Here is a 21917-nt window from a genome sequence, read left to right on the forward strand (position 1 = left end):
TTTAAACTACATACAGAATCACCATTTATTTTTAAAAATATTCTAAGGTCAAGGGATTAATTATTTTCACAGAAAAAGCTGCTAGATATAAGCAACTTTTTTATCTATGTCCCTATCTTCTTTTCTATCCACGAATATCAATCCACAAACGATCCTTCGCATTCATGTCGTCAGTAGTACCAGATCCACCGTAACGGAAAGCATCTAGGAAGATTGAATCCAGTTTATCCTCGTCTACAAAATAACCTAAGTTAATTTTCATCGTTTGTCCGGGTAGGATATTGTCAATATAGTAAAAAGCTTTTCCCTTTCCATGAGGTGCTAGATAATCAACCTCACCCGTCATAAGACTTTTTTCGTCAATCCCATTTTCTCTAGCATAGTTCCATCCATTATTTTTAAATTTAAGCACTTGTATGGTTGGATTCATACAGATTTCTTCTATTGACTGTTTACCAATATTTTTAACTGTTGTTGTCAGGTAGACAAATTTAGGATTAACTAATTGTGACTCTACTAGTTCGTAAACTGAATCACTACCGTTTCCAACTTTATATACATCTCGTCTATATGGCATCAATTTCTTTTTCTGATCTAAAGCCTTATACTTGCTTAAGCTTCCTAGGCCAAATTCATTAAAGTTATCTTGTTTAAAATCTTTGATTGAATCAAAGACTTCAACTTTTTCTATAACAAATTCAAGGTTGTCTAATCTGCTTATTTGATCTATGGTTACTGGAACCTTTTCACCTATACTAAATAGTTGTTTGCTGTCTTTTTTCAAAGGAATAACGCTAAATTCTGTTGGTTCAGTCTCTTCACTATAGAGAGAATCATCTGCTATAAATGATGCCATCTCTTTTGATGTGGGCTCAAGCGAAATGTTCTCCATGACCTTCATCATCAGTTCTTCACTTACATCGATTCCAATAGTACCTTCCACCATAATTCCCTCTTCTTCAAATAAAAGATAGACTTGTCTGTCAAACGCTAAACTTTTGTTTCCAGTGTCTTTATTAACAATCACTGCTTTCTTACCATTTATCTCTTTTTCTTCATAGCTTTTTGAGTACAGAGTTTGAAAATTGGAATCTTTGCCTACTCTCCAAAGATAGAATGAAAACCCACCCTTTCCGTAGTTATCTTTAAATGAATATTCCATAGGAGCGTTTTCGATTTCTACCATATTTTCTGGTAAATAATTTACTTTTAATTTATACCAATTGTTATTCTTTTTTGAGGCATTATTTGACACTGAGACATTTACTTCATAATTTTGTTTTTGGACAATCATATCATAGACCTTCACTGCGCCAAAAGCTGTTGTTGGTATGCCAATCATTAAGCATGCAGCGGCGATTAAAATGCGATTCTTTTTACGTTTCTGCTGTGGCTGTTTACTTTTCATCTTAATTTCCTCCATAAACAATTTCTTTTTGTGCGTGTAGGTATCTGAAAATTTGTGTTGTTCATCTAGTTTATCAAAATCATCTAAAGCGATTTTTTCAGCAAGGTCATACATATTTTTGGAGTTCTTTGAATTCGTCATTTTCTATACCTCCTATAATTTTCTGTACTCGTTTTCGAGCACGTTCAAATTGCTTACGGACATTGACTTCAGTGATGCCCATTACCTCTGAAATTTCCTGATAAGATAAGTTATAGAAAACTTTGTACTTAAAAACCTGTCTGTAAGAGTCATTTAACTCTGTTAGCAATGTATCAATTTGAAGCTCAGACATTAAACGTTGTTCCCACTCTTCAATATTTTCATCTACTACTTCCGGTGACTCTCTTTGATATTCTTCCAAAAATAATTTATGTCGTTTATTTTTTCGATAACTATCAATCGTTTTGTTTTTCGCAATTCTCAATATGTAGCGTTTAAGCTCTTGAGTGTTCAAACTGCAGATCTTTTCCAGATTACGGTAGAGAGTAATAAATGTCTCTTGAACTATATCTTCAGCCTGTTGAATATTATGTAAAATAGAATAGGCCATATAATAAACTTTTTGTTCATACAACTCGTATAGTTCTTCCATCTTTTCATAATCCTTGTTTGTAACTTTCATGTAATTCCTCCTCTCACTCTATATAACGAATAGGCGCTAAACTTTGTGACACTTTTCCCAACTATTAGAAAACCAATCGTCAAAAGCCCAGTAGATGATGAAATTTATTTGCAAAATGACACTGTTTTTAGTTAAGTCTTAATTTTACGACACAACAAAAGCCATTGTTTTGAAAAAAGATTGATCAAAACAATGGCTCTGGTCATTATAGAATATTAAAGTCTTTCGGGAAGTAACGCTACCTTTAGTTTTATGTCTACCGGAGGCTCTTCCTCTTCTACAAAGAAGCTCCTTTGGGAAATCTTTTAAATACCTTTTCAAAACTTTCGTTACTTTTTAAAACACCTTCTACAGATTTTGTATTTGTTGATGGTGCTCTTTACTCATTAATTTTATAATCCATTACTTCACAAATCCTATTTGCTTCATTTGTTCACTTATATTCAATTCTGGGAAGTAATTTTCAGCCAGTATTAGTACTTCTTCAATTAATACTTCCAATTCATACAGACCTTGTTCTGGGTTTCTTAACAAAATATTGGTCATTCGATCATAGAGATTTTTAGGTTTGATTCTCATTTGTTCAATACTATATTGCATCCACTTAAATGCAGGATGATGCACATACATTTTATTCATACCGAACAAAACACCAAGTAACTTCTTTTGTACTTCACAAATTACATCATAAAGCATAAGCCAATCTTTTCGTTTTAATAGGGCTTTTCGGTTATTCCATCGATTTCCTAACCAAAGATTTTCGGAAATCATATGTTTAGAAAGCTCTAAAGGATATTCTACAACTCTATTTTTCAACTCTCTAATTTTTTCATTTCCATATAAACTCACTCCATCATAAATTGAAGCTACAATACATTGTTTGTCATAGTCAGTTTCGTACTTCTCCACCACATTTGAGATAAAACGTTCAACTGTTGAGGATAAAAAATTGCTTATTTCTAATTTAATTCCTTCTTTCATTAGATAGGATTCAGACCACGCTTCCTCCTCATAAGGATGATACGCCAAAATGGTTCCGTCAATTTTTTTAATAGGGAACTTTCGATCTTCCTCTTCTGGCGGTGTTGACCACAAAATGTGCAATTCAATGTCTGAATTTTCATCCTGTAAGTTTCTTGATACCGATCCTGCCAGTATTATAGCTTCGATTTTCGGGTTTTGCATATAAACCTCTGCCATATCTTTTGATTTCTGTAATAAGAACATTTGCATCCTCCTATATAATTGTAAAAACTAATTCATCAAGCATTAATCATATAAAACTAAAGTACTTGTTCCCTAAATAACTTAATGTTCTTTCTTTATTTACCTGAACAACAACTTCAAGAAAAATACTATCAATTATGCCTCGGCATAATTGTGTCCAGAATCGGCTTGATGCTTATGCCTGCAATTGTTTATTGTGCGAAAGCGGCAGCAACAACAGCAACAACAACACGAGGGCCATCACGATGTCGGTCATTTCGGTCATGCCACAGGACGTGGCGTTCTTAGACTGAGTACCTCTATTTCGACGGGTGTTTGGACATCCGCTGAAAAAAGTTTAAAAAGCCCAATTTCTCAATATTAATATCGAGAAATTAGACCTTTCACCATATATTTTTCAATAATCGTATTATCATTCTAGGGATAAATATAAAAATGTTCCAGATTATTTCTGATGCAATTGAATTGTTAATGTCTCTAATAATTTCTTTAATATAATGTCGCGCTTTTCTTTTTTTCATTCTTTGTACTGTGTCTCCAGGAAGTTCATTAGTTCTTATCTTTGCTTAATTGTAGGAATAAAGATTGATTAAAATGGATTCTTCTCAACAGATTTATGTTTCAACAAAACATCCCTTAATTAAACGTAATAAAAAATGGATGCTTTTCTTTATCTAAACATATTAAAAGTTCCTCTTGATAATTTTTATTATTTATCATTTTTAATGCCTCTTCAATATTAAAAAATCCGACTTCCAAACTTTCTATACTGGTTTGTAGTTTTTCGGTGACAGGCGTTCCCCACCACCACATGTTACATATATTATTACTTATTTCCTGCGAAACGCCGCAAAAACCAATAATGTCAATGTCTATTCCAGTTTCTTCTTTGACCTCTCTAATTACAGCATTTTGAACAGATTCATTTTCTTCTACAATTCCGCCTGGCAGTTCCCATCCTCGATTTGGATCCAACTTTAACAAAATCTTCTTATGTTTATTTAGTACGACAGCTCCCGATGTAATGGTAAATTTACTCATATAACCACACCTTATACTATTTCTTATAGTAGATTCTCAACAACTAACTCGAAACCATCCTGTTTCATACGGAAAGTCTTTTCTGGATAAAGTTTGACCAGAAAGCCATTGACGATAAGAAGTAATGGTGCCATCGTGGGAAACTATAAAAATCTTTTCTTTTTGTAACAACTTGCAGTTTGCAATAAACTCTTCAGCAAGTTTTATAAAATTATTTTCTGGTATAATATTTATGCCAGAATTCCATAATTCATTTGGTACATTTAAATCGACCTCGAAGGCCGGGTACTCTCTTTTAATTCTTTCGAAATCCATTATTTCATCGCAAGGCAATGTTTTTTTATTTAAAAAAATAGGAAACACTCTTGGCGAAACGAATGGACTTACAATTTTAAGGCAATCAATATTTTCACTTAAAATGAATGCTGTTTGCAGCGTTCTTCTGGTAGGGCTAATAAATATAACATCATTGTTAGTCAAAGGAAATTCATTTCTTAATAGTTTTACTTGCTTAACCCCTTTAGCTGTTAAGGAAGGGTCTTTTACTTGTAAACTACTTGGTAAATCCATTGTGTGTTCTCCTTGACCGTGACGAATAAATATTAATTCCACTAAATCACCAATTTTCATTATTATTATTTGATATTCAACTTTATTTTAAAATGTCAAATCGATTTTACAAACTACATCAATGCTTTGATTTCTTTGATTTGTTCAATATGTCGTTGTTCATGAATAGAAACTAGTTCTACCCATTGATCGAGGGGTAAATCGCCAAGAAAAGGATGTTTAAAGGATTTTTCTGCTAATATGGATGGATCTTCAATTGTATCAAGGAAAGCTGTAAATTTACCTCTCGAATCGTCAAGCAACTCAATAATTTGCTGAACTGTAAAAAAGTCTTCAGCTGGAACAACAAATTCTGGTGCTGGGACTTTCTTTGTTCTATCTGCGATAAGATGAATATTTTTACGTTCCGCTTGCTTACTATCTTCTTTTTTTAATGCCCACGCAATCAGTTTTACAAAAGACACATCGGTTAAAATTAAGTGATGGCAAACCTGGGCTATACTCCAACTGTTAGCATCAGGCTTAGCGTTGAATTGACTATCACTTAATAATTTGATCTCCTCTACTAAGTTATTTCTTGTTTCACATAGATGGTCGTTAATTATTTGATTCATAAGCTACTCCCCTTACCAAACGATTTTTGATTCCTATTCTGTATATGTTCCATAATGTAAAGTATTCTTTAGATGAAGTGGTTTTCCTTTAATATTTTGGAAATTATCTTGCTCGAACAATATTGAATGGATTTTTTTCGAGTACATGTTGCAGCTCTTCATCTTCAATATGTGTATAGATTTGCGTCGTTGCTACACTTGAATGACCAAGGATATGCTGAAGACTTCGAATATCTGCGCCTGATTTATACATCATTGTTGCGGATGTATGACGTAATTTATGTGGCGTCAGTCGTTCTTTTTGAAGTCCTGATTGCTGATTAATTTGTTTGACGATTTTCGCGACGGTTTGACGGGTAAAGCGTGTTCCCTTTTGTGAGATGAAAAGAGGCTCCTCTCCTTCACCCTTGTATGCTGTCTTTCTGCTATTTTCATAGTCTGCCAGTGCCTGGATGCAGCTATCATTTAAATAAACTGTCCGTTCCTTATTCCCTTTACCAACAACCGTTAAGTAGCGTCCTTGTATAGATGACTTATTTAGCTGACAAAGCTCTGTAACACGTATCCCTAAATTTAAGAAAAACATCATCATACAATAATTCCTTGGTGAAGCACGATTTGGCTGGATGCCATCGATAAATTGCGTGGCTTCTTCAAGATTCATATAGATAGGTTTTTTTCGTCCAATCTTAGGGGTTTCTAATTCATCTGCGGGATTTTCCTCAAGAAGTCGGCGTTTCCCTCGAAGGTATTTAAAAAATGATTTTAACGTTGCCACCTTACGTGCTCTCGCAGATGCAGAATTTCCTCGCTGCACCTCGCAATATTCCATAAATAAATAAAGATCCTCCAGTGTCATCTCTCGGATGTCTTCTATTGTAATAGTAGAAATATCTATTTTCGTTAAATTTGAACTATCATGATCATTCTGCACTGCTATGTAGAATCGGAAGAATAATGTCAAATCATATTCATATTCTTTTCTTGTGCGATGAGACTTCCCTTTAATCGTCGTTAAATAAACAAGGAAATCTCTCATTATTTTAGGAAGCTTCGTCTTTTCCATAAAATCACCTCTATTTTCACTATTTTACCACGAAAAAACGTTCCCAAATATAAATTTGGGAACTTTATTGTGAAAAAAATCCCCTTTTTTATAGATTAGAACATATGTTCTTTTGCGAGCGATAAAAAAGATGATTCTCTTTTAGAAAGAAAATCACCTTTTTTAAAAGTTTTTATGAAAGTTTCATTTTTTAGGCATAAAAAGCAAAAAAAATGAATATTTAACTCTAGTGCACTAAATGCTGTGAGACGATTTGAAAAAAGAATAACTGGGTAACTATACGTGTCGATTCTTCTCACAACGCGCATGGGATTATTTGGTTTTTGTCGATTCCGGTGTAAATATGCCAAGGTGAGATTCGCTTACTTTACAAAAATACTATACGTCCCATCTACTTGTTTTGCTAGAGACCAGTTCGTTGATAGCATAAGTTGAAGCTTCTCGATCGTTTCGTCATTACAAGTTAGATGCTGGATTCCTGTTTCTAATAATTGATAATCTTTACCTTCTTCTAATTGGAAACGAATATATAGTAAACGTTGAATACCTGGCAAAGTTACATATTTGATGCGGTAGTTACCATGCAGAGCGTCTAAGAAAAATTGTTCCCCTTCTTGATAAAGTGCCATTGTTTCGGAAAATTCATAGTTTGGTACTTTTTCCTGCCAAACGGATAGATCCCCTGTTTGCAATGTGTGTACAATCTCCTCATCCGTAAAATCTAATTTTGAAAGCTTGTCTAGCTCATATGCTTGCATTAAATTAATGATTGTCATTTTTTCTAGCTCCTTTTATGTATTCATTTTAAGTGTAACACGTTTTCTCTACTACTTAAATTCGAAAGGGCGATCCATATGATGAAGTTCTATGAATCTGGTTTGTTTTTTGATGAAATGTTCGATGGCAATCAACCGAAGCCTCATTATCGGTCTTTCCACCATAAGCTCAATGCTTTCACAAAGGAGCAATTAGAAGAAAAATATCAGCAAGCACACGCAAGATTCCTTAAACAAGGCATTACATTTACCGTATATGGCGCACAAGGTGGAACAGAACGGACAATGCCCTTTGATTTTATACCTATTATTATTCCACATGAACAGTGGGAAGTAATTGAAGCTGGTATGAAGCAGCGTGTGAAAGCCTTAAATTGCTTTTTACAAGATGTCTACCATGAACAATCTATTGTTAAGGATGGGCTTATTCCAAAACAGCTCATTTTCAACAATCCGTATTATTATAAAGAAATGCTTGGTGTAAAAGTACCTATCGATAATCATATTTTTTTAGCGGGTATCGATTTGATTCGTGACGAAAATGGCGTTTACTACGTGTTAGAAGACAATTTACGCAATCCTTCAGGTATTTCTTATGTATTTCAAAATCGATCTGCTATGAAGGAAGTGTATCCTGAATTTTTCTCTAAACATACGATCCAATCTCTTGATAAACAAATGGCCTTTATGAAGAAAGCACTCCTTGCTCACCGGCCACCTTGTATGAAGCCAGACATAGAGCCTAAAGCTGTCCTCTTAACAGCAGGTATGTATAATTCGGCATATTACGATCATGTTTTCTTAGCACAGCAGCTCAATATTCAGCTTGTCGAAGGGCGTGATTTAGTTGTCCGAGACAATAAGGTGTACAAGAAGACAATCTACGGTCTAGAGCAAATTGATATTATTTATCGTAGAATTGATGATGATTTCTTAGATCCTGTTGTGTTTCGTGAGGATTCTTTACTTGGAGTTCCGCATATTATAGATGCTTATAAGGCTGGAAATATCGCTATTTTAAATGCTGTTGGTAACGGTGTTGCTGATGATAAAGCGATGTATGCCTATGTACCGGATATGATTCGCTACTATTTGAAAGAAGAACCTATTTTACGTAATGTGGAGACTTATCATCTAGCTGATGATAGACAGCGAGCTTGGGTTCTTGAGCATATGAGAGAACTTGTCATAAAAAACGTTAGTGCCTCTGGTGGCTATGATATGTTAATTGGTCCGCATGCGAGTGATGAAGAAATAGCTATTTTCAAAGAAAAAATTACGGAAAACTCGTCTCAATACATTGCACAACCAACGATTAGTCTGTCTAGAGCACCAGCTTTCCAGGATGGGAGATTCTATCCTTGTCATGTCGATTTACGTGTTTATGTGATGAAGGGCGAGGATATTTATGTGCTTCCAGGAGGTTTATCACGTGTAGCATTAAAAGAAGGATCTTTAGTCGTGAATTCTTCTCAGGGTGGAGGAGCAAAAGATACGTGGATATTAAAGGAGGAATTGCAGTATGCTAAGTCGAGTAGCCGATGCACTATACTGGATGGCACGATATAGTGAACGATCACAAACGAATGCACATATATTACAAGTACAGCTGTTGAATATGTTGGAGCAATCTGGGAAAGAAAATGAATACATTGATCATTGGGAAGCGGTGTTGGATATTTGTGCCTCGAAGGAAGAGTACTTGATCTTTTATGAGTCGATTCGTGTCAATCCACTTATCGAATATCTACTCTTTTCTAATAATAATAGTAACGCTCTTCATGCTACTTTACGTGCGGTTCGAGAAAACGCTCGTGTAACTCGAGATAGCATCCCGATTGAGCTTTGGGAATTGCAAAATGCCTTTTATTTATCCTTACAGCAAGAAATTTTGGGACGTGAAAGACCAATTCCACTAATCGTACTTAACTCTTTTTTGCAAAATATTCGACAGACTTCTTTGACGGTTACAGGGCTTATCGAAGGCTCGATGGATCGAGATTTACCCTTTTATTTCATACAAGTTGGAAAATGGTTAGAACGTGCAGAAAAGACAATTCGTATGACTTTAATTATACTGGAGCAACATAAGGAAATAGCCATCTCCTTAATAGAAGCGGACGGATCATTTTTACTCGATTTATCAGGGGCAACGGAGTCTTATTTGCAAAAGCATCGCCAAACCAATTTACTTTGCGCTATTCAATATTTATTACATGATAAGCATTTCCCTCGTTCGGTGATGTTTTGCTTACAAAAATTAGAAGAAGCATTTAGTTGTTTAGAAAACGATCCTCTTTCAGCAAGATTTTTAGAGCTTCATACCCCATTAAAGAGTTTATTATTTGCCATGATGAATGTAGACTTATGGAATATTACCTTAGAGGAAACTATTCTGTTAATGGAGGAAAGATTGTGTCAATGTATTGATTTTGGCCATACATTTGCTACAATTTATCATTTATATGAACCCAGCGTACAACCTTGAAAGGAATCAACTACAGCTCCCTTTCAACAAGCAAGTCAGTAATCCAAAGGAAGCGGACACAATGAAATTTGAAATTCAACATACTAATATTTTTCAATATGAGTCTGAAGTCGATCAAAGCTTAAATACAATCCGCTTAAAGCCAAGGGGCGATGAGCGTCAGCGCTTATTATCCTATCAAATTGCCATTACTCCGTCGTCTTTAACGCGTGAGCATACAGATATTTGGGGCAATACGGTTGGCACTTTTTATATACCTGAGCAGCACCAAGAGCTAGAAATTGAAACGACCTCAATTGTCAGCATTCAACGTGCACCATTTATTCATCGCATTCAATATTCACCAGAGATGCAGACAATTTTTCACTCGCAACTGTTTTATGAGCATTATTTGCCCTATTTAAAGTCTACACACTTTACGTATATGACAGAAAATCAGTTAGAGGAAGTTTATCATGCAATTGGTCATGCTGAAAATCCTGTACTATTTTCATTAAATTTAATGCAATATTTATACTCGACTTTTGAATATGTTCCTGGTGCAACCAATGTTACGACAACGGCAAGTGAAGCATTCGCCCAAAAGCGAGGTGTTTGTCAGGATTTCACACATGCCATGCTTGCGGTGCTAAGAGCTAAAGGAATTCCAGCGCGTTATGTTAGCGGTTATTTATATGTCGACGAAAACTCTGCCTTGGTCGGTGATATTGCAACCCACGCTTGGGTAGAAGTCATGATACCAGGAATCGGCTGGATTGGTCTTGATCCAACTAATAATGTAGAAGTATTAGAAAATCACATTATTTTATGCATTGGCCGTGATTATTCCGATATAAGCCCTGTTGAAGGTGTTTATTCCGGTGGAAAGCATGATTTAAAAGTCAAAGTGAGTGTCAAAGCATTAAGTCATTTGTAATAAAGCTTGCAATGTTTTAAATATAACCCCTGATTTTTCTACGCTAAGCAGAAGAATCAGGGGTTTTATTAAGATCTATTGTTTTCGGATCTTAACGAATTTACCAAAAGAATTCTAATTCTTGTAACTCAAATACTCATCAAGCCCTTTTTTTCGCAGTTTACATGCTGGGCATTCCCCACAGCCATCAGCTATTATACCGTTATAGCAAGTCAACGTTCTTTCCCGAACAAATTCAAGTGCCCTAAATTGATCAGCAAGCTCCCATGTCTGTGCCTTATTTAACCACATCAATGGTGTATCAATCACAAAGGAATCATCCATCGATAAATTTAACGTTACATTCAAGGATTTAATAAAAACATCTCGGCAATCTGGATATCCGCTAAAATCCGTTTCACAAACGCCAGTTACAATATGCTTAGCTCCTACTTGGCTCGCTAAAACGCCCGCAAATGAAAGAAAGAGAAGATTTCGGCCAGGTACAAAAGTCGATGGAAGCTCACCATTATCTCCGTCTTCTACCTTTATGTCTTGTCGTGTCAACGCATTCGGAGCAAGCTGATTCAGGAGTGACATATCAAGAATGTGATGCTTAACACCGAGCTCAACTGCTATCTCCTTCGCACATTCAATTTCAAGACGATGCCTTTGACCATAATCAAAAGTTACTGCCTCAACCTCTTCAAAACGTTCTTTTGCCCAGAACAAACAGGTTGTACTGTCCTGACCTCCACTAAATACAACAATTGCTTTTTCCTGCTTCATCTATAAAAACTCCCTTATATCGAAAAAACAGCACTCTAAGAAAAAGCGCTATTTTTTTCTTAGTTTTTAAACGAATATTGTGTACCTTGGTTACCCAATAATATTAAATCCTTCAACCTTCTTCACGGCTTTGGCCAAACATAAAAAAACCTCCTTGCCAAATGTTTCCCAACACTTTTCAAGAGAGGCATTACCAATCATTCTATTAAAACATAAGTAAAAACATAAAAAAAAGCCACGTCCGATATGGACATGGCATATTGTCATGTTTCCATAGTTTTTTATAGAGGGTATTTGCTATGAACCTCTCCCGTTCTAGTCCGGGCATTCTTTTCATCAATATAATACATAAAATAGTATAAAACGTCAAATTGATTTTTTATAAAATCTTCCCATGAATGCTTCTCTGGAAAAAATGATTGTTATATTGCCCTATATTTTAGCATACTAAACATTTTGCTGAGATTAGATTCATTAATATTTTGAGGATATATATAGTCACATTACCTCAATAAATCACTATTCCATTGTCTAGAACTGATTTATTTTGCACCTGATTTCCTAAAATATATAGCTTTTTCAAATTGGGCAAATTCACCAAAGGCTCTACATTCGAAATAGCGTTATTTTCCAAATGAAGCACCTCGATTTGTTGCCAATTTTCCATAAAATTTAACGATTGTAATGAACTATTTTGTATAGTGAATGAACGCAGAGCTGAAAAGCCAGCAAAGTAAGGCATAACCTTATCAACTTCATGCACCCAGTCACCATTACCTATTCTGAGGGATACATTATTCAAAGTTAAATTTTCCAGTATGTTGTTGTTAAATGAATTTTGACTATTAATTTGAAACTTACACTCATTACAATTTAACGTTTTTACATGCTGTAAATTGAATAATTCACTCGTCTCTTCATAAAAAGTTGTTTCATTTAAATTTATTGTTTGCAGATTTGGCAGACGATTTAAAGAACGGATGCCTATAAAATCGCCAGACTCCACTGCTGTAAGTAGTTCTAGCTGTGGGTATTTCAGTAATTGTGCTCCATTCAAATACGACTGCCCCCTACTTATATCAACAGTTAACTCTTTTAAAGCAGGTGCCTCTAACTTGGGTAGGAAAGTACTTTCTAATTCCGCTTTTTTTAAATGGGGTGCTACAATCGATGATACTTTTCCACTATAACCATTTATCGATAAATCGGTCAGTGAAGTCAGGCTGGTCACAATATCAAGCAATTCTAATTTATAAAGAGAAGCTAAACGCAGCTTTGTCAATGAAGACTTATTTCTAAGGCGCTCTAGATTCGTAATATCCATATTTTCAAGATCAAGTGATTGCAGGTTGGGCATGTTTTGAATAAAATCAAGCGTTTTTAAATTTTTTACCGCTGTAAGCTTCAATTCTTGTAATTGATTCAGTGAATAGAACGAGCTAAAATCTGTCGCTTCACTCAAATCTATTGTTAAAGACTCTAAATTAGTTAATGAAGATAACCACTTCAAATCATTGGCAGATCTTAAAGACAATGATTTTAATGGCAGTTTATTCAGAAGAGGGAAATCTGTAACCGTCTCGGTGTGATACGAAATTTCAAGTGATTGAAGATTAGGAAACTCTAATAATAAAGCAAGTTCATCATTACTTCGAATTTGGATAGAGAGCTCTACAACATTAGACTTATCGCTAAAATAGTCAGCAATTTTACTAAATGATTCATTAAAGCTACCTGTATAGCTTTTTAAACCTTTCAGATGTCGGAAGCTTACTTTTTCACTTTGTGATATTTCATAATCACCCATCAAATTCAATACCGTCAGACCAGAAAAGGCTTCAAAATCTTTTTGTTCGATTTTTTGTGTATTTAATAACTTATCCATCATAATATAGTTAGAAATTTTGGCTTGCTTATTTGTAAACGGATCGTCAAGACTGTAATCAAAATGCCATTGATCTTCAGAATAGTATGCCTTTAAATAGCGGATACTTGCGATTTCTTCTTTAGTTGGCATTGCTTCACCTTTATCAAAAATATCTTTTAAAAAGAATAAAAGAACTTCGCTTTCAGGCATTTTCCGAACAGGTAGGTCCTCATGGTTACCATATTCTGTTTGATTGCCGCTCAAAAGAAAATAGCCAAGGAATACACAAAGGATGACAATCGGTAGCATGAAAAGCGCTTTTAAATTCGTTTTTGGACGTGTAGCTTTATTAGCAGAAGTTGTACCGTAATAATTATTAATCGTCTGATCAACATAATAAACTTTATTCTCTTTCAACATTATTTCAGTTTCACAAAAAGGACATTTGAATGATTGTTCTTCTTTATATTCAATTTTCCCATTACAATTCGGACAATTTAATGTCATGAATTCCACTGGCAATCCCCTCCCCAGCTCTTTTCAATTAAGCTTAGTTGTCAGAAAAATAAATGTCAATATTTCTATTAAATACTAATTATCTTCCACCTTTAGACCTACAACAAAAAAAGTCGCCCAAGAGGCGACTTTTTTGTGTTTATTCACTTTTTTAGACAATAAGTTTAAACTTCTGTTTACGATTCTGACGAACTACTTGCATTGCAAAGCGAGTTCCTGGACGAAAACTAGTTGTTCCGTCGAAAGGAATCCGAATAAGTCACTTTCACAACCAATAAAAGTGCTAACGTTTATTGGTTATTCATCACGATCAAGTGCCTCTTTCACAAATGTAGGAAGTGCGAATGCACCAACGTGTAAGTCTGTATTGTAATATTTCGTTTTTAGACCAAATTTGTCCCAAGCATCTACTTGAATATCTTTAATTGGATGTAATGCTTTTGAAGCAAATCCGAATAGCCAGTGTCCCGATGGATATGTTGGCATATGGAATTGATAGACGCTTGCGATTGGGAAAATACCTTTAATTTTTTTATGTGCTTTACGCATGTTTTCTGCATACTCCGCGAAGTATGGTGATTCGTGTTGGTTAATTAGAATTCCTTTTTCATTTAATATACGGTAACATTCTTTATAGAAAGCTGTTGTAAATAAACCTTCACCGACTGAAATTGGATCAGTAGAATCTACTAATATTAAATCGAATGATTGATCAGCTGCGTTTTGAACGTAAGCTAAGCCATCATCGAAAATCATTTCCATGCGTGGATCTTCTTCGACACCAGCAGCTGTAATTGGAAGGTATTTTTGGCATAAACGGAATACTAACTCATCGATTTCAACCATTACTACTTTTTCTACTGATTCGTAACGTAGTACTTCACGAGCAGTACCACCATCACCACCACCGATAATTAATACTTTTTTTATATCTGGGTTGGTAGCGAATGCTGGGTGCGTAATCATATCGTGATAAACGAACTCATCTTTTTCATTGACCATCATTAATTCGTCTAAAGTGAAGAAAGTACCAAACTCATCACCTTGATAAAAATCAATTTTTTGGAACGGCGATTGTTCACTATGAATTTTTTCGTTGTATCCGATTGAAAATTTACAGTGATCGCTCCATTGTTCTGTATACCATTTCATTAAATCACGTCCTCTAATACTTCTGGTTTCACTAGAATTGTATCAATTTCTTGTTCTGCAAATTGGCGAATTTTATCTGCCATTCCACGAGGTACTTCAAATGATTCTGTCTTTTTCGCTTGCAGTTTTTGTTCTAAATATTCAGCTGCTTTCCAAGGACTTACTGAGTCGCCACAAGTGTAAACATCTACAGAAGCAAAGCCATATTCTGGCCAAGTATGAATCGTTAAATGTGATTCAGCTATAATTACTGCACCTGAAACACCATATGGGTTGAAATGATGGAAGCAAGATTCTACAATTGTTGCCCCAGAATAGTCTGCCGCCTCATTCATAAACTGCTCGATTAAAGCATTTTGCTCAATAATTTCACTTGGGCAACCATAAAATTCGATTAATACGTGTCTACCTAATGTTGATAATTCAATGCTCATTTATCTATCTCCCTTACGACTGTTATATAATTTTCTTCTTTCGTTTCGAACAGAACATTTCCAAAATTAAGAAAATAGAAGTTATATAATTCTACTACTTCCTCTGAAATAACTTCTCCGGGGATCACTAGTGGTATTCCCGGTGGATAAATCATTAATGAATCTGCACTAATTCGACCTACTGCATCATAAATTAAAATTGTTTCTGTTTCTGCATGACACGCCTGTTGCGGTGTCATTGCTAATCTATTTATTTGATTCGCTGTCACATAAGCTGACTGAATCGCATCTTTTTTAGCGTGATTAAGTTCTATATCTTTTAACGCATGTACTAATTTACCGATTGTTTCATTCGTATCAACATGGCTAATGACTGCCATTATGACATATCCTTCAGCAAGTTCTAATTGAATTCCATACTGTTGTTTCAATATTGTGTAAACTTCGAAACCAGTTAAACCGATATCGTTCACACGAATAACAAGTTTTGTCCAATCATAGGATTGATTGAAATTTTGTTGTACGTATTCAGCTTGTAGTACTTCATAGCGTGAATTATGTTCAATTTCTTCAATTGCCGCATTAACAATTGACTTTAAATTGCTATAACGTTGCTGTCCAAACAGCGCTAAATCCCTTCTTGCTACATCTAAAGAACTCATTAATAAATAATTTGCACTCGTCGTTTGAAGCATATTTAATACTTTTTGCAAATGCTTCGAATCGATTCGTTTTTCTTGTAGTAAAAGAAGCGAACTTTGCGTTAATGAACCCCCAGTTTTATGCATACTCATCGTTACTGCATCTGCACCTGCACTAATCGCATCGTGTGCATCAGGTAAAAATGTTAAATGTGCTCCGTGTGCACTATCAACTATAACTGTTACATTTTGTTCATGTGCGAGTTGACAAATTTCTTGCAGTTTATTCATCGAACCAAAATATGTTGGATACGTCACAAGTAAAACTTTCGCTTGTGGATTTTCTGCAAGCGCCGATTTTACATGTTCAACTGAAATTCCGTGTGCAATACCAAAATGTTGATCAACTTCAGGTTGAATAAATACTGGTTTTGCTCCGCTTAATATAATGCCGTTCATAACTGATTTATGGCAATTACGAGGTACAATCAATGTATCTCCCTGTTTACATGTCGCTAAAATCATCGCCAGAATACCTACAGTAGTGCCATTTACTAAAAAGTAAGCGTAGTCTACATTAAATGCTTGTGCAGCTAATTGCTGAGCTTCTTTAATAACCGATTCCGGATGACTTAATAAATCAAGTTCCTTCATCGAGTTTACGTCCATTCTTAATGTCATTTCTCCAAGCGCCCATTTTAATGGGTTTTCTTGTAGCCCCATTTTATGTCCGGGTACATCAAACGGCGTAACTTCTTGTTTTGCATAATTGACTAAAGCTTCAAATAATGGCATGCGGTCTTGAGTGACTAAAAAATTCTCTGTAGTCACTCGATCTTGCACGCACTGCATTATTGACCAATAGCAACTGCTAAGAGTTGCTGTAATTCTGAAACTTTGTCTGTATTTTCCCAAGTTACGTTTACATCACTACGTCCAAAGTGACCATAAGCTGCAACTTGTTGATATTGCGGTTTACGTAGATTTAGCATGTTAATAATGCCTGTTGGTGTTAAGTCGAATAATTGACGAATCGCTATTAAAATGTCTTCTTTCGCTACTTTTTCTGTACCAAATGTTTCTAAAGCGATACTAATTGGTTCACTTACACCAATTGCATATGATAATTGAATTTCACATTTTTCTGCCAAGCCTGCTGCAACAATATTTTTCGCAACGTATCGCGCTGCGTAAGCCGCTGAACGGTCAACTTTTGTACAGTCTTTACCAGAGAATGCGCCACCACCATGACGAGCTGCGCCGCCATAAGTATCAACAATAATCTTACGTCCTGTTAAACCTGCATCTCCGTGTGGTCCGCCTACAACGAAACGACCAGTAGGATTAATTAAAATGCGGAAGTCTTCATTCATACCAAATTGCTTTGCAACAGCTTTAATTACGTTTTCTGTAACGTAATCAATGAATGCTACTCGGTCAAAATCATCATCATGTTGTATTGACATTAAAACAGTATCAATTTTAGGTTGCATACTATCTGAATAATCAATTGTTACTTGTGATTTCATATCTGGGCGAGCCCATTTAAATTGACCATTTTTGCGTTGCTCAGTTGCACGTTTTACAAGCATATGCGCCATTTCAATGGCTAAAGGCATATAGTTCTCAGTTTCATTAGTCGCAAAGCCGAACATAATACCTTGGTCACCTGCACCAACTTCTTTTGTATCGCTAGAAGAATCAACACCCATTGCGATATCAGGAGATTGCGTGTGTACTAAAACTTGTACATTGCAGTTATGACCATCAATGCCGAACTTATCATCTGTGTAACCAATGCTGATTAGGGTATCACGGGCAATTTTTTCGATATCTAGTTCTGCTTTTGTTGTGATCTCTCCACCAACAATTACTGTGTTTGTAGTTGTGAATACTTCACATGCCACACGAGATAGCGGATCTTGTAATAATGCTGCGTCTAATACTGCATCTGAAATTTGGTCTGCAATTTTATCTGGATGTCCTTCCGATACAGACTCCGATGTGAATAATATTTTTTCTGACAATTTTCACTGCTCCTAACAAATTTATAGATTTTAGGGCATAAAAAAAAGCTCACCCAATTTTAAGGAAAGCTTCGAATACTATCAGCTGCTGTTCCTCTTATTGTTCACAAAAGATAAATTTTGTGCTCAGGTTCGGCCCACTGGATTTAATTCATGATGAACTAAATTGTTTGGCCACCGTATCTTCGACCCCTCGTCTCAACGGTTATTAATAAGAGCTATATTATTATGCTGAGACTCATATTAAGTCATAAACATTTGAGTGTCAATTTATTTTTTAATATTTTTTTAGGATTAATCGCTATGAAAATTAATTCATTTACCGTTTTGTAACAAAAATACTAAGTCAAGCTTTTTGTAAACACTTTATTTTTATTAATAAAAATGAATAATAATGCATATATAGCTTTTTTATTATTACAATAGTATAAACTCCTATTTAATTTGTTAATAGAAGCGTCAAAATAACATATTGTAAACATAAAAAATTTTAGATTAGCAAAGAAGATAAAGAAATTATTAGAGTCTTTTATTTATAGAAATCATTTAAATTTCTATAATTCGGAATATTATTTTCGGTCAGTTTTAAAAAGACCATGACGATTCTTTGATTTCAAACCAGGTGTATTCATTAAATAATTTTAACCATAATTATTAAATTGCTAGGTTGATTTCCACTACGGCTGCTCGCCAATTCCTTGAATAACAACCTTATATTTCCCTAATCTACACACCTGATTTAAAACATGTAGTATTCAATTAAATTTTAAAAGAGTGCACAAATTATCCATTGTTATAGATAATTTGTACACTCTTAATAACAATCCAATAGAGCCGAAAAAACTATACTGGAATGAATCAATTATGCCAAAGTATAATTAATTGAGCTTTAATATAATATTTAGATATCAATCTTATTTAAATAATCTGTTATTGTATTTATAAATTTGTTATAGTCTGGGATCCATAATTCATGGCCCGACTCTGAAAATTCTATGAGCTCAACATTTTTCAAGTTACTTTTATATTTTTCTGCCTCATCTGTACTTAGTAATGATCCTTTCGTACCACCCTTAAGAACTAAGACAGGACAATTAATTTCCTTTAATTCTTCCCATAAAACTATGTCTTTTGAATCTCTCTGAATACCTCTAACTACATGATCCCTACCCTCTTCTACTAATTTACCAACGGCTTCTATCCATGTTTCTTGAATTAGAGGATATATTGCAGGATAATCACATAATATTAGCCCCTTTATTTCGCTAGAATTCATGGCTGCATATTTTATCGCATAGGGAACACCCATAGAATATGCCATTAAACAGTAGGCATTAATATTACTCTCCTTAATAACTGAAGTAATATCCAATATATGTTCTTCAAAAGTGTAACCACTTAGTGGGGCATCACTTTTTCCTCGCCCTCTTAAACTTATAGAGATACAATGTCTAGGGAAAAGAGATTCCATTTCTACAATAAATTGTTCAGCATTCCCTAGAGCACCAGGGATATATACAAGAGGTAATAATTTTTGATCACAGTTTGTTGTTTCTATATATTGGATTTTAACACCATTAATAGTAAAGCTTTCAATAGAACGCATTTAGATATCCCCATTTCAGTTATTCTAGGTTCTCCTTAAAACGCTACTTCGACTCTTTGTTAGAAAACTTCTATTCAAAACGCCCCTGTCTTTCAGTAAGCACCCATTTTCGTACATAGCCCATCTTTTCCTGAATATTTTCGATTGTTTTTTCACTTTGAAATGCCTTTTGCATGACGGTGTAGCGCAAATCCGTGGCTCTCACATTTGTGCCAATATCCTTTGAAATCGTTTGGAAAATTCGCTCAATTGTTTTTGTTGAGATGGCTTTTGATTGACTAGCCTCACTTACCCAAAGCCATTCCCCCAGCTTTTCTTCATGTATTTCCTCTGTTGCATTTTTATAGTGCTCCAGCATGTCCATTAATATTGGAGAAAACTTTATTTCTCTACGCCCATTTTGATTAGCAATGTGAACTACCGATGAGTCAAAATGAATATGAGACCATTTCATACGTACAAGCTCTGCTGGCTTACATCCCGTTTCCATAAGTATTTGGACGATGCAGCCATTCCGTCTTGCCAGCCAGGCATGCTCCATAGTTTTAGCGTATTGAAAATAAGTTGGCCAGACATTTGCAATTTGCATTAATTGTTTCTTTGTTAGTAATGTTAGAGCCTCTTTTTGTCTCTTTTTTGGCTGTAAAATGCCCTCATAGTCAAAGGGCTCCACCCATTCTCTTAAAAAGACAAAGTCTATAAAGCCTCGTAATGTAGCAATTTTATGATTAAATGTGTTGATATTCGCGTAGGTTTCTTTCAAATAATTACTATACACAAATAACAATTCTTTTAAATGATGATCCACATACAAGTAGTTGTTCTCATGAGCAAACGCTAAAAATTGCTGTCCATCGATATTGTACTGCTTTTTCGTAGCAGCACTTTTCCTCAAAGAGTTTAAAAGTAAAAAATAGCTGTTCCATGCCTCCACTAGTGTGACCATCTTGTAACCTCCTTAGTAACTGTGCGTGTTTTAATTTCAGTTTACTATATTTTGGTGCGTCAGTTTATAATTAAATTCTACAAATCGTATTGTCGGATAATCTGTAGTATTCATACACAATCTCGCTTCCAGTGTTCAAATGCTACTTTCAAATCGAAGAAACAAATGATCCTATAGCAGTGTCCCACATCTTTTATTTTCTTACAATAGTAATTTTCCGCACTCTGTTGTAGTACAATTTCTATAAAATGACCCTATTCTTGTATAACTAGTCTAATTTACATGAAAATTCGTATAATTTAGTGTTTATTACCGTTTGTGTTATATAATAAGAATATCAACTATAAAATGTAGGGGGCTTTTCAAGTATGCAAGTAAAAACAACTCGACTTGAAGCAGAGGACGCAAAAATTATTTATCAAGAAACTGCTGGGCTAGCGATTATTACGATCCATCGCCCACAAGCTAAAAATGCGCTAACAGCAAATATGTGGGATCAATTAGCTAAAATTGCCTTACAAGTATTAGATAATCCGAAAAATAAAGTATTGATATTACGTGGCTCTGGTGAAAACTTTACGGCCGGCTCTGATATAAAAGAATTCAACGCCATTTCACTTGAAAAAGCCGAAGAAGCATTTGTACATATGGAAAAAACGATTTCTACAATTGAACGTTTACCGATTCCAACGATTGGCGTTATTAATGGTCCTGCAATGGGTGCTGGTTTAGAGCTTGCATTAGCTTGTGATATCCGTATCGGCTCTGAAAAAGCAAAGCTCGGGATCCCTGTCGGTAAATTAGGCATCACTTTAAATAACAAGTTTGCTCAACGTTTAGTTCAACTTGTTGGCCCTTCAACAACGAAGGATTTAGTATTTACCGGGCGTATGTTTAAAGCTGAAGAGGCTTTTAAGCTTGGTATGCTTAACTATTTAGTCACTGAAAAAGACTTAAATAAATACATGATTCGTATGGGTAAGTTAGTTGCAGGAATGTCACCTGAATCTTTACTAGCTGTGAAGAAATCTGTGCAAGAATGCGTAGACAGTGTACCAACTTTATGGCAAGGTTCAACACCGTTTGTCGGAAAGGATTTTACAGAGGGCTGCAGTGCCTTTGTAGAAAAACGTCAGCCACAATTTAAGCGTCAATCAAAATAACAAACAGGTACTCTGCTCGCCCCTAAC

Annotated in this window: 20 protein-coding genes and 1 riboswitch; of the genes, 4 read left to right on the forward strand and 16 right to left on the reverse strand. The window is 35.0% G+C overall.

Annotation, left to right across the window (positions count from 1 at the left end; translation table 11 throughout):
• Positions 1-124: 124 nt before the first annotated feature.
• The 8 genes from AMS59_RS21005 to AMS59_RS21040 all read right to left on the reverse strand — a co-directional run bounded on the left by AMS59_RS21005 (position 125) and on the right by AMS59_RS21040 (position 7366).
• Complete coding sequence (locus tag AMS59_RS21005) at positions 125-1549, reverse strand: anti-sigma factor (protein WP_053485666.1); 1425 nt, start codon at positions 1547-1549, stop codon at positions 125-127.
• Positions 1515-2072, reverse strand: coding sequence for an RNA polymerase sigma factor (locus tag AMS59_RS21010; RefSeq protein ID WP_053485667.1), 558 nt, complete (start codon positions 2070-2072; stop codon positions 1515-1517). Before AMS59_RS21010 ends, AMS59_RS21005 begins: the two co-directional genes overlap by 35 nt.
• A gap of 402 nt (positions 2073-2474) precedes the next feature.
• Positions 2475-3299 carry a DUF4037 domain-containing protein gene (locus tag AMS59_RS21015; protein WP_053485668.1) on the reverse strand — a complete coding sequence of 275 codons (825 nt, stop codon included), beginning with the start codon at positions 3297-3299 and terminating at the stop codon, positions 2475-2477.
• Between the two features lie 636 nt (positions 3300-3935).
• On the reverse strand, positions 3936-4340 hold the full coding sequence (locus AMS59_RS21020; RefSeq protein WP_053485669.1) for an NUDIX hydrolase: 405 nt from the start codon (positions 4338-4340) through the stop codon (positions 3936-3938).
• A 36-nt stretch (positions 4341-4376) separates the two neighbouring features.
• Complete coding sequence (locus AMS59_RS21025) at positions 4377-4970, reverse strand: histidine phosphatase family protein (protein ID WP_369814344.1); 594 nt, start codon at positions 4968-4970, stop codon at positions 4377-4379.
• A 53-nt stretch (positions 4971-5023) separates the two neighbouring features.
• Positions 5024-5524 (reverse strand): DinB family protein, encoded by a 501-nt coding sequence (locus AMS59_RS21030; protein ID WP_053485670.1) that lies wholly within the window; start codon positions 5522-5524, stop codon positions 5024-5026.
• Between the two features lie 103 nt (positions 5525-5627).
• Positions 5628-6590: a tyrosine recombinase XerC gene (locus AMS59_RS21035; protein ID WP_053485671.1), complete on the reverse strand. Its 963-nt coding sequence runs from the start codon at positions 6588-6590 to the stop codon at positions 5628-5630.
• A 362-nt stretch (positions 6591-6952) separates the two neighbouring features.
• Positions 6953-7366 (reverse strand): hypothetical protein, encoded by a 414-nt coding sequence (locus tag AMS59_RS21040; RefSeq protein ID WP_053485672.1) that lies wholly within the window; start codon positions 7364-7366, stop codon positions 6953-6955.
• A 78-nt stretch (positions 7367-7444) separates the two neighbouring features.
• Here AMS59_RS21040 and AMS59_RS21045 point away from each other — a divergent pair, with 78 nt between their 5' ends.
• From AMS59_RS21045 to AMS59_RS21055, 3 genes are all read left to right on the forward strand, one after another.
• A complete protein-coding gene (locus AMS59_RS21045) occupies positions 7445-8935 on the forward strand; it encodes a circularly permuted type 2 ATP-grasp protein (RefSeq protein ID WP_053485673.1) in 1491 nt (496 codons plus the stop codon).
• Positions 8889-9854, forward strand: a complete 966-nt coding sequence (locus AMS59_RS21050; protein ID WP_082337637.1) for an alpha-E domain-containing protein — start codon at positions 8889-8891, stop codon at positions 9852-9854. Before AMS59_RS21045 ends, AMS59_RS21050 begins: the two co-directional genes overlap by 47 nt.
• A gap of 61 nt (positions 9855-9915) precedes the next feature.
• Positions 9916-10770 carry a transglutaminase family protein gene (locus tag AMS59_RS21055; protein ID WP_053485675.1) on the forward strand — a complete coding sequence of 285 codons (855 nt, stop codon included), beginning with the start codon at positions 9916-9918 and terminating at the stop codon, positions 10768-10770.
• 114 nt (positions 10771-10884) lie between these two features.
• Here AMS59_RS21055 and queC read toward each other — a convergent pair whose 3' ends face one another.
• The 8 genes from queC to AMS59_RS21095 form a co-directional block, all read right to left on the reverse strand.
• A complete protein-coding gene (queC, locus tag AMS59_RS21060) occupies positions 10885-11538 on the reverse strand; it encodes a 7-cyano-7-deazaguanine synthase QueC (protein ID WP_053485676.1) in 654 nt (217 codons plus the stop codon).
• Between the two features lie 267 nt (positions 11539-11805).
• Positions 11806-11852, reverse strand: a riboswitch (PreQ1 riboswitch).
• A 194-nt stretch (positions 11853-12046) separates the two neighbouring features.
• Positions 12047-13921, reverse strand: a complete 1875-nt coding sequence (locus tag AMS59_RS21065) for a leucine-rich repeat domain-containing protein (RefSeq protein ID WP_053485677.1) — start codon at positions 13919-13921, stop codon at positions 12047-12049.
• A gap of 297 nt (positions 13922-14218) precedes the next feature.
• Positions 14219-15073, reverse strand: coding sequence for a polyamine aminopropyltransferase (gene speE, locus AMS59_RS21070; RefSeq protein WP_053485678.1), 855 nt, complete (start codon positions 15071-15073; stop codon positions 14219-14221).
• Complete coding sequence (gene speD, locus AMS59_RS21075) at positions 15073-15507, reverse strand: adenosylmethionine decarboxylase (RefSeq protein ID WP_082337620.1); 435 nt, start codon at positions 15505-15507, stop codon at positions 15073-15075. Before speD ends, speE begins: the two co-directional genes overlap by 1 nt.
• On the reverse strand, positions 15504-16979 hold the full coding sequence (locus AMS59_RS21080) for an aminotransferase class I/II-fold pyridoxal phosphate-dependent enzyme (protein WP_234007871.1): 1476 nt from the start codon (positions 16977-16979) through the stop codon (positions 15504-15506). Before AMS59_RS21080 ends, speD begins: the two co-directional genes overlap by 4 nt.
• 20 nt (positions 16980-16999) lie before the next feature.
• Positions 17000-18175, reverse strand: coding sequence for a methionine adenosyltransferase (gene metK, locus AMS59_RS21085; RefSeq protein ID WP_053485680.1), 1176 nt, complete (start codon positions 18173-18175; stop codon positions 17000-17002).
• 901 nt (positions 18176-19076) lie between these two features.
• Positions 19077-19781, reverse strand: coding sequence for an alpha/beta fold hydrolase (locus AMS59_RS21090; protein ID WP_053485681.1), 705 nt, complete (start codon positions 19779-19781; stop codon positions 19077-19079).
• Positions 19782-19851: 70 nt separating this feature from the next.
• Positions 19852-20727: a site-specific integrase gene (locus AMS59_RS21095; RefSeq protein WP_053485682.1), complete on the reverse strand. Its 876-nt coding sequence runs from the start codon at positions 20725-20727 to the stop codon at positions 19852-19854.
• Between the two features lie 368 nt (positions 20728-21095).
• Here AMS59_RS21095 and AMS59_RS21100 point away from each other — a divergent pair, with 368 nt between their 5' ends.
• On the forward strand, positions 21096-21890 hold the full coding sequence (locus tag AMS59_RS21100; RefSeq protein ID WP_053485683.1) for an enoyl-CoA hydratase/isomerase family protein: 795 nt from the start codon (positions 21096-21098) through the stop codon (positions 21888-21890).
• The last annotated feature ends 27 nt before the right edge of the window (positions 21891-21917 follow it).

Origin of the sequence: Lysinibacillus sp. FJAT-14745, assembly GCF_001275675.1 — a bacterium.
Classification (GTDB): domain Bacteria; phylum Bacillota; class Bacilli; order Bacillales_A; family Planococcaceae; genus Lysinibacillus.

Bases quoted from the DNA above. Each gene is read 5' to 3' on its own strand.
- AMS59_RS21005 (WP_053485666.1), bottom strand. From the start codon at position 1,549: ATGACGAATTCAAAGAACTCCAAAAATATGTATGACCTTGCTGAAAAA.
- AMS59_RS21010 (WP_053485667.1), bottom strand. From the start codon at position 2,072: ATGAAAGTTACAAACAAGGATTATGAAAAGATGGAAGAACTATACGAG.
- AMS59_RS21015 (WP_053485668.1), bottom strand. From the start codon at position 3,299: ATGTTCTTATTACAGAAATCAAAAGATATGGCAGAGGTTTATATGCAA.
- AMS59_RS21020 (WP_053485669.1), bottom strand. From the start codon at position 4,340: ATGAGTAAATTTACCATTACATCGGGAGCTGTCGTACTAAATAAACAT.
- AMS59_RS21025 (WP_369814344.1), bottom strand. From the start codon at position 4,970: ATGAAAATTGGTGATTTAGTGGAATTAATATTTATTCGTCACGGTCAA.
- AMS59_RS21030 (WP_053485670.1), bottom strand. From the start codon at position 5,524: ATGAATCAAATAATTAACGACCATCTATGTGAAACAAGAAATAACTTA.
- AMS59_RS21035 (WP_053485671.1), bottom strand. From the start codon at position 6,590: ATGGAAAAGACGAAGCTTCCTAAAATAATGAGAGATTTCCTTGTTTAT.
- AMS59_RS21040 (WP_053485672.1), bottom strand. From the start codon at position 7,366: ATGACAATCATTAATTTAATGCAAGCATATGAGCTAGACAAGCTTTCA.
- AMS59_RS21045 (WP_053485673.1), top strand. From the start codon at position 7,445: ATGATGAAGTTCTATGAATCTGGTTTGTTTTTTGATGAAATGTTCGAT.
- AMS59_RS21050 (WP_082337637.1), top strand. From the start codon at position 8,889: ATGCTAAGTCGAGTAGCCGATGCACTATACTGGATGGCACGATATAGT.
- AMS59_RS21055 (WP_053485675.1), top strand. From the start codon at position 9,916: ATGAAATTTGAAATTCAACATACTAATATTTTTCAATATGAGTCTGAA.
- queC (WP_053485676.1), bottom strand. From the start codon at position 11,538: ATGAAGCAGGAAAAAGCAATTGTTGTATTTAGTGGAGGTCAGGACAGT.
- speE (WP_053485678.1), bottom strand. From the start codon at position 15,073: ATGAAATGGTATACAGAACAATGGAGCGATCACTGTAAATTTTCAATC.
- speD (WP_082337620.1), bottom strand. From the start codon at position 15,507: ATGAGCATTGAATTATCAACATTAGGTAGACACGTATTAATCGAATTT.
- AMS59_RS21090 (WP_053485681.1), bottom strand. From the start codon at position 19,781: ATGCGTTCTATTGAAAGCTTTACTATTAATGGTGTTAAAATCCAATAT.
- AMS59_RS21095 (WP_053485682.1), bottom strand. From the start codon at position 20,727: ATGGTCACACTAGTGGAGGCATGGAACAGCTATTTTTTACTTTTAAAC.
- AMS59_RS21100 (WP_053485683.1), top strand. From the start codon at position 21,096: ATGCAAGTAAAAACAACTCGACTTGAAGCAGAGGACGCAAAAATTATT.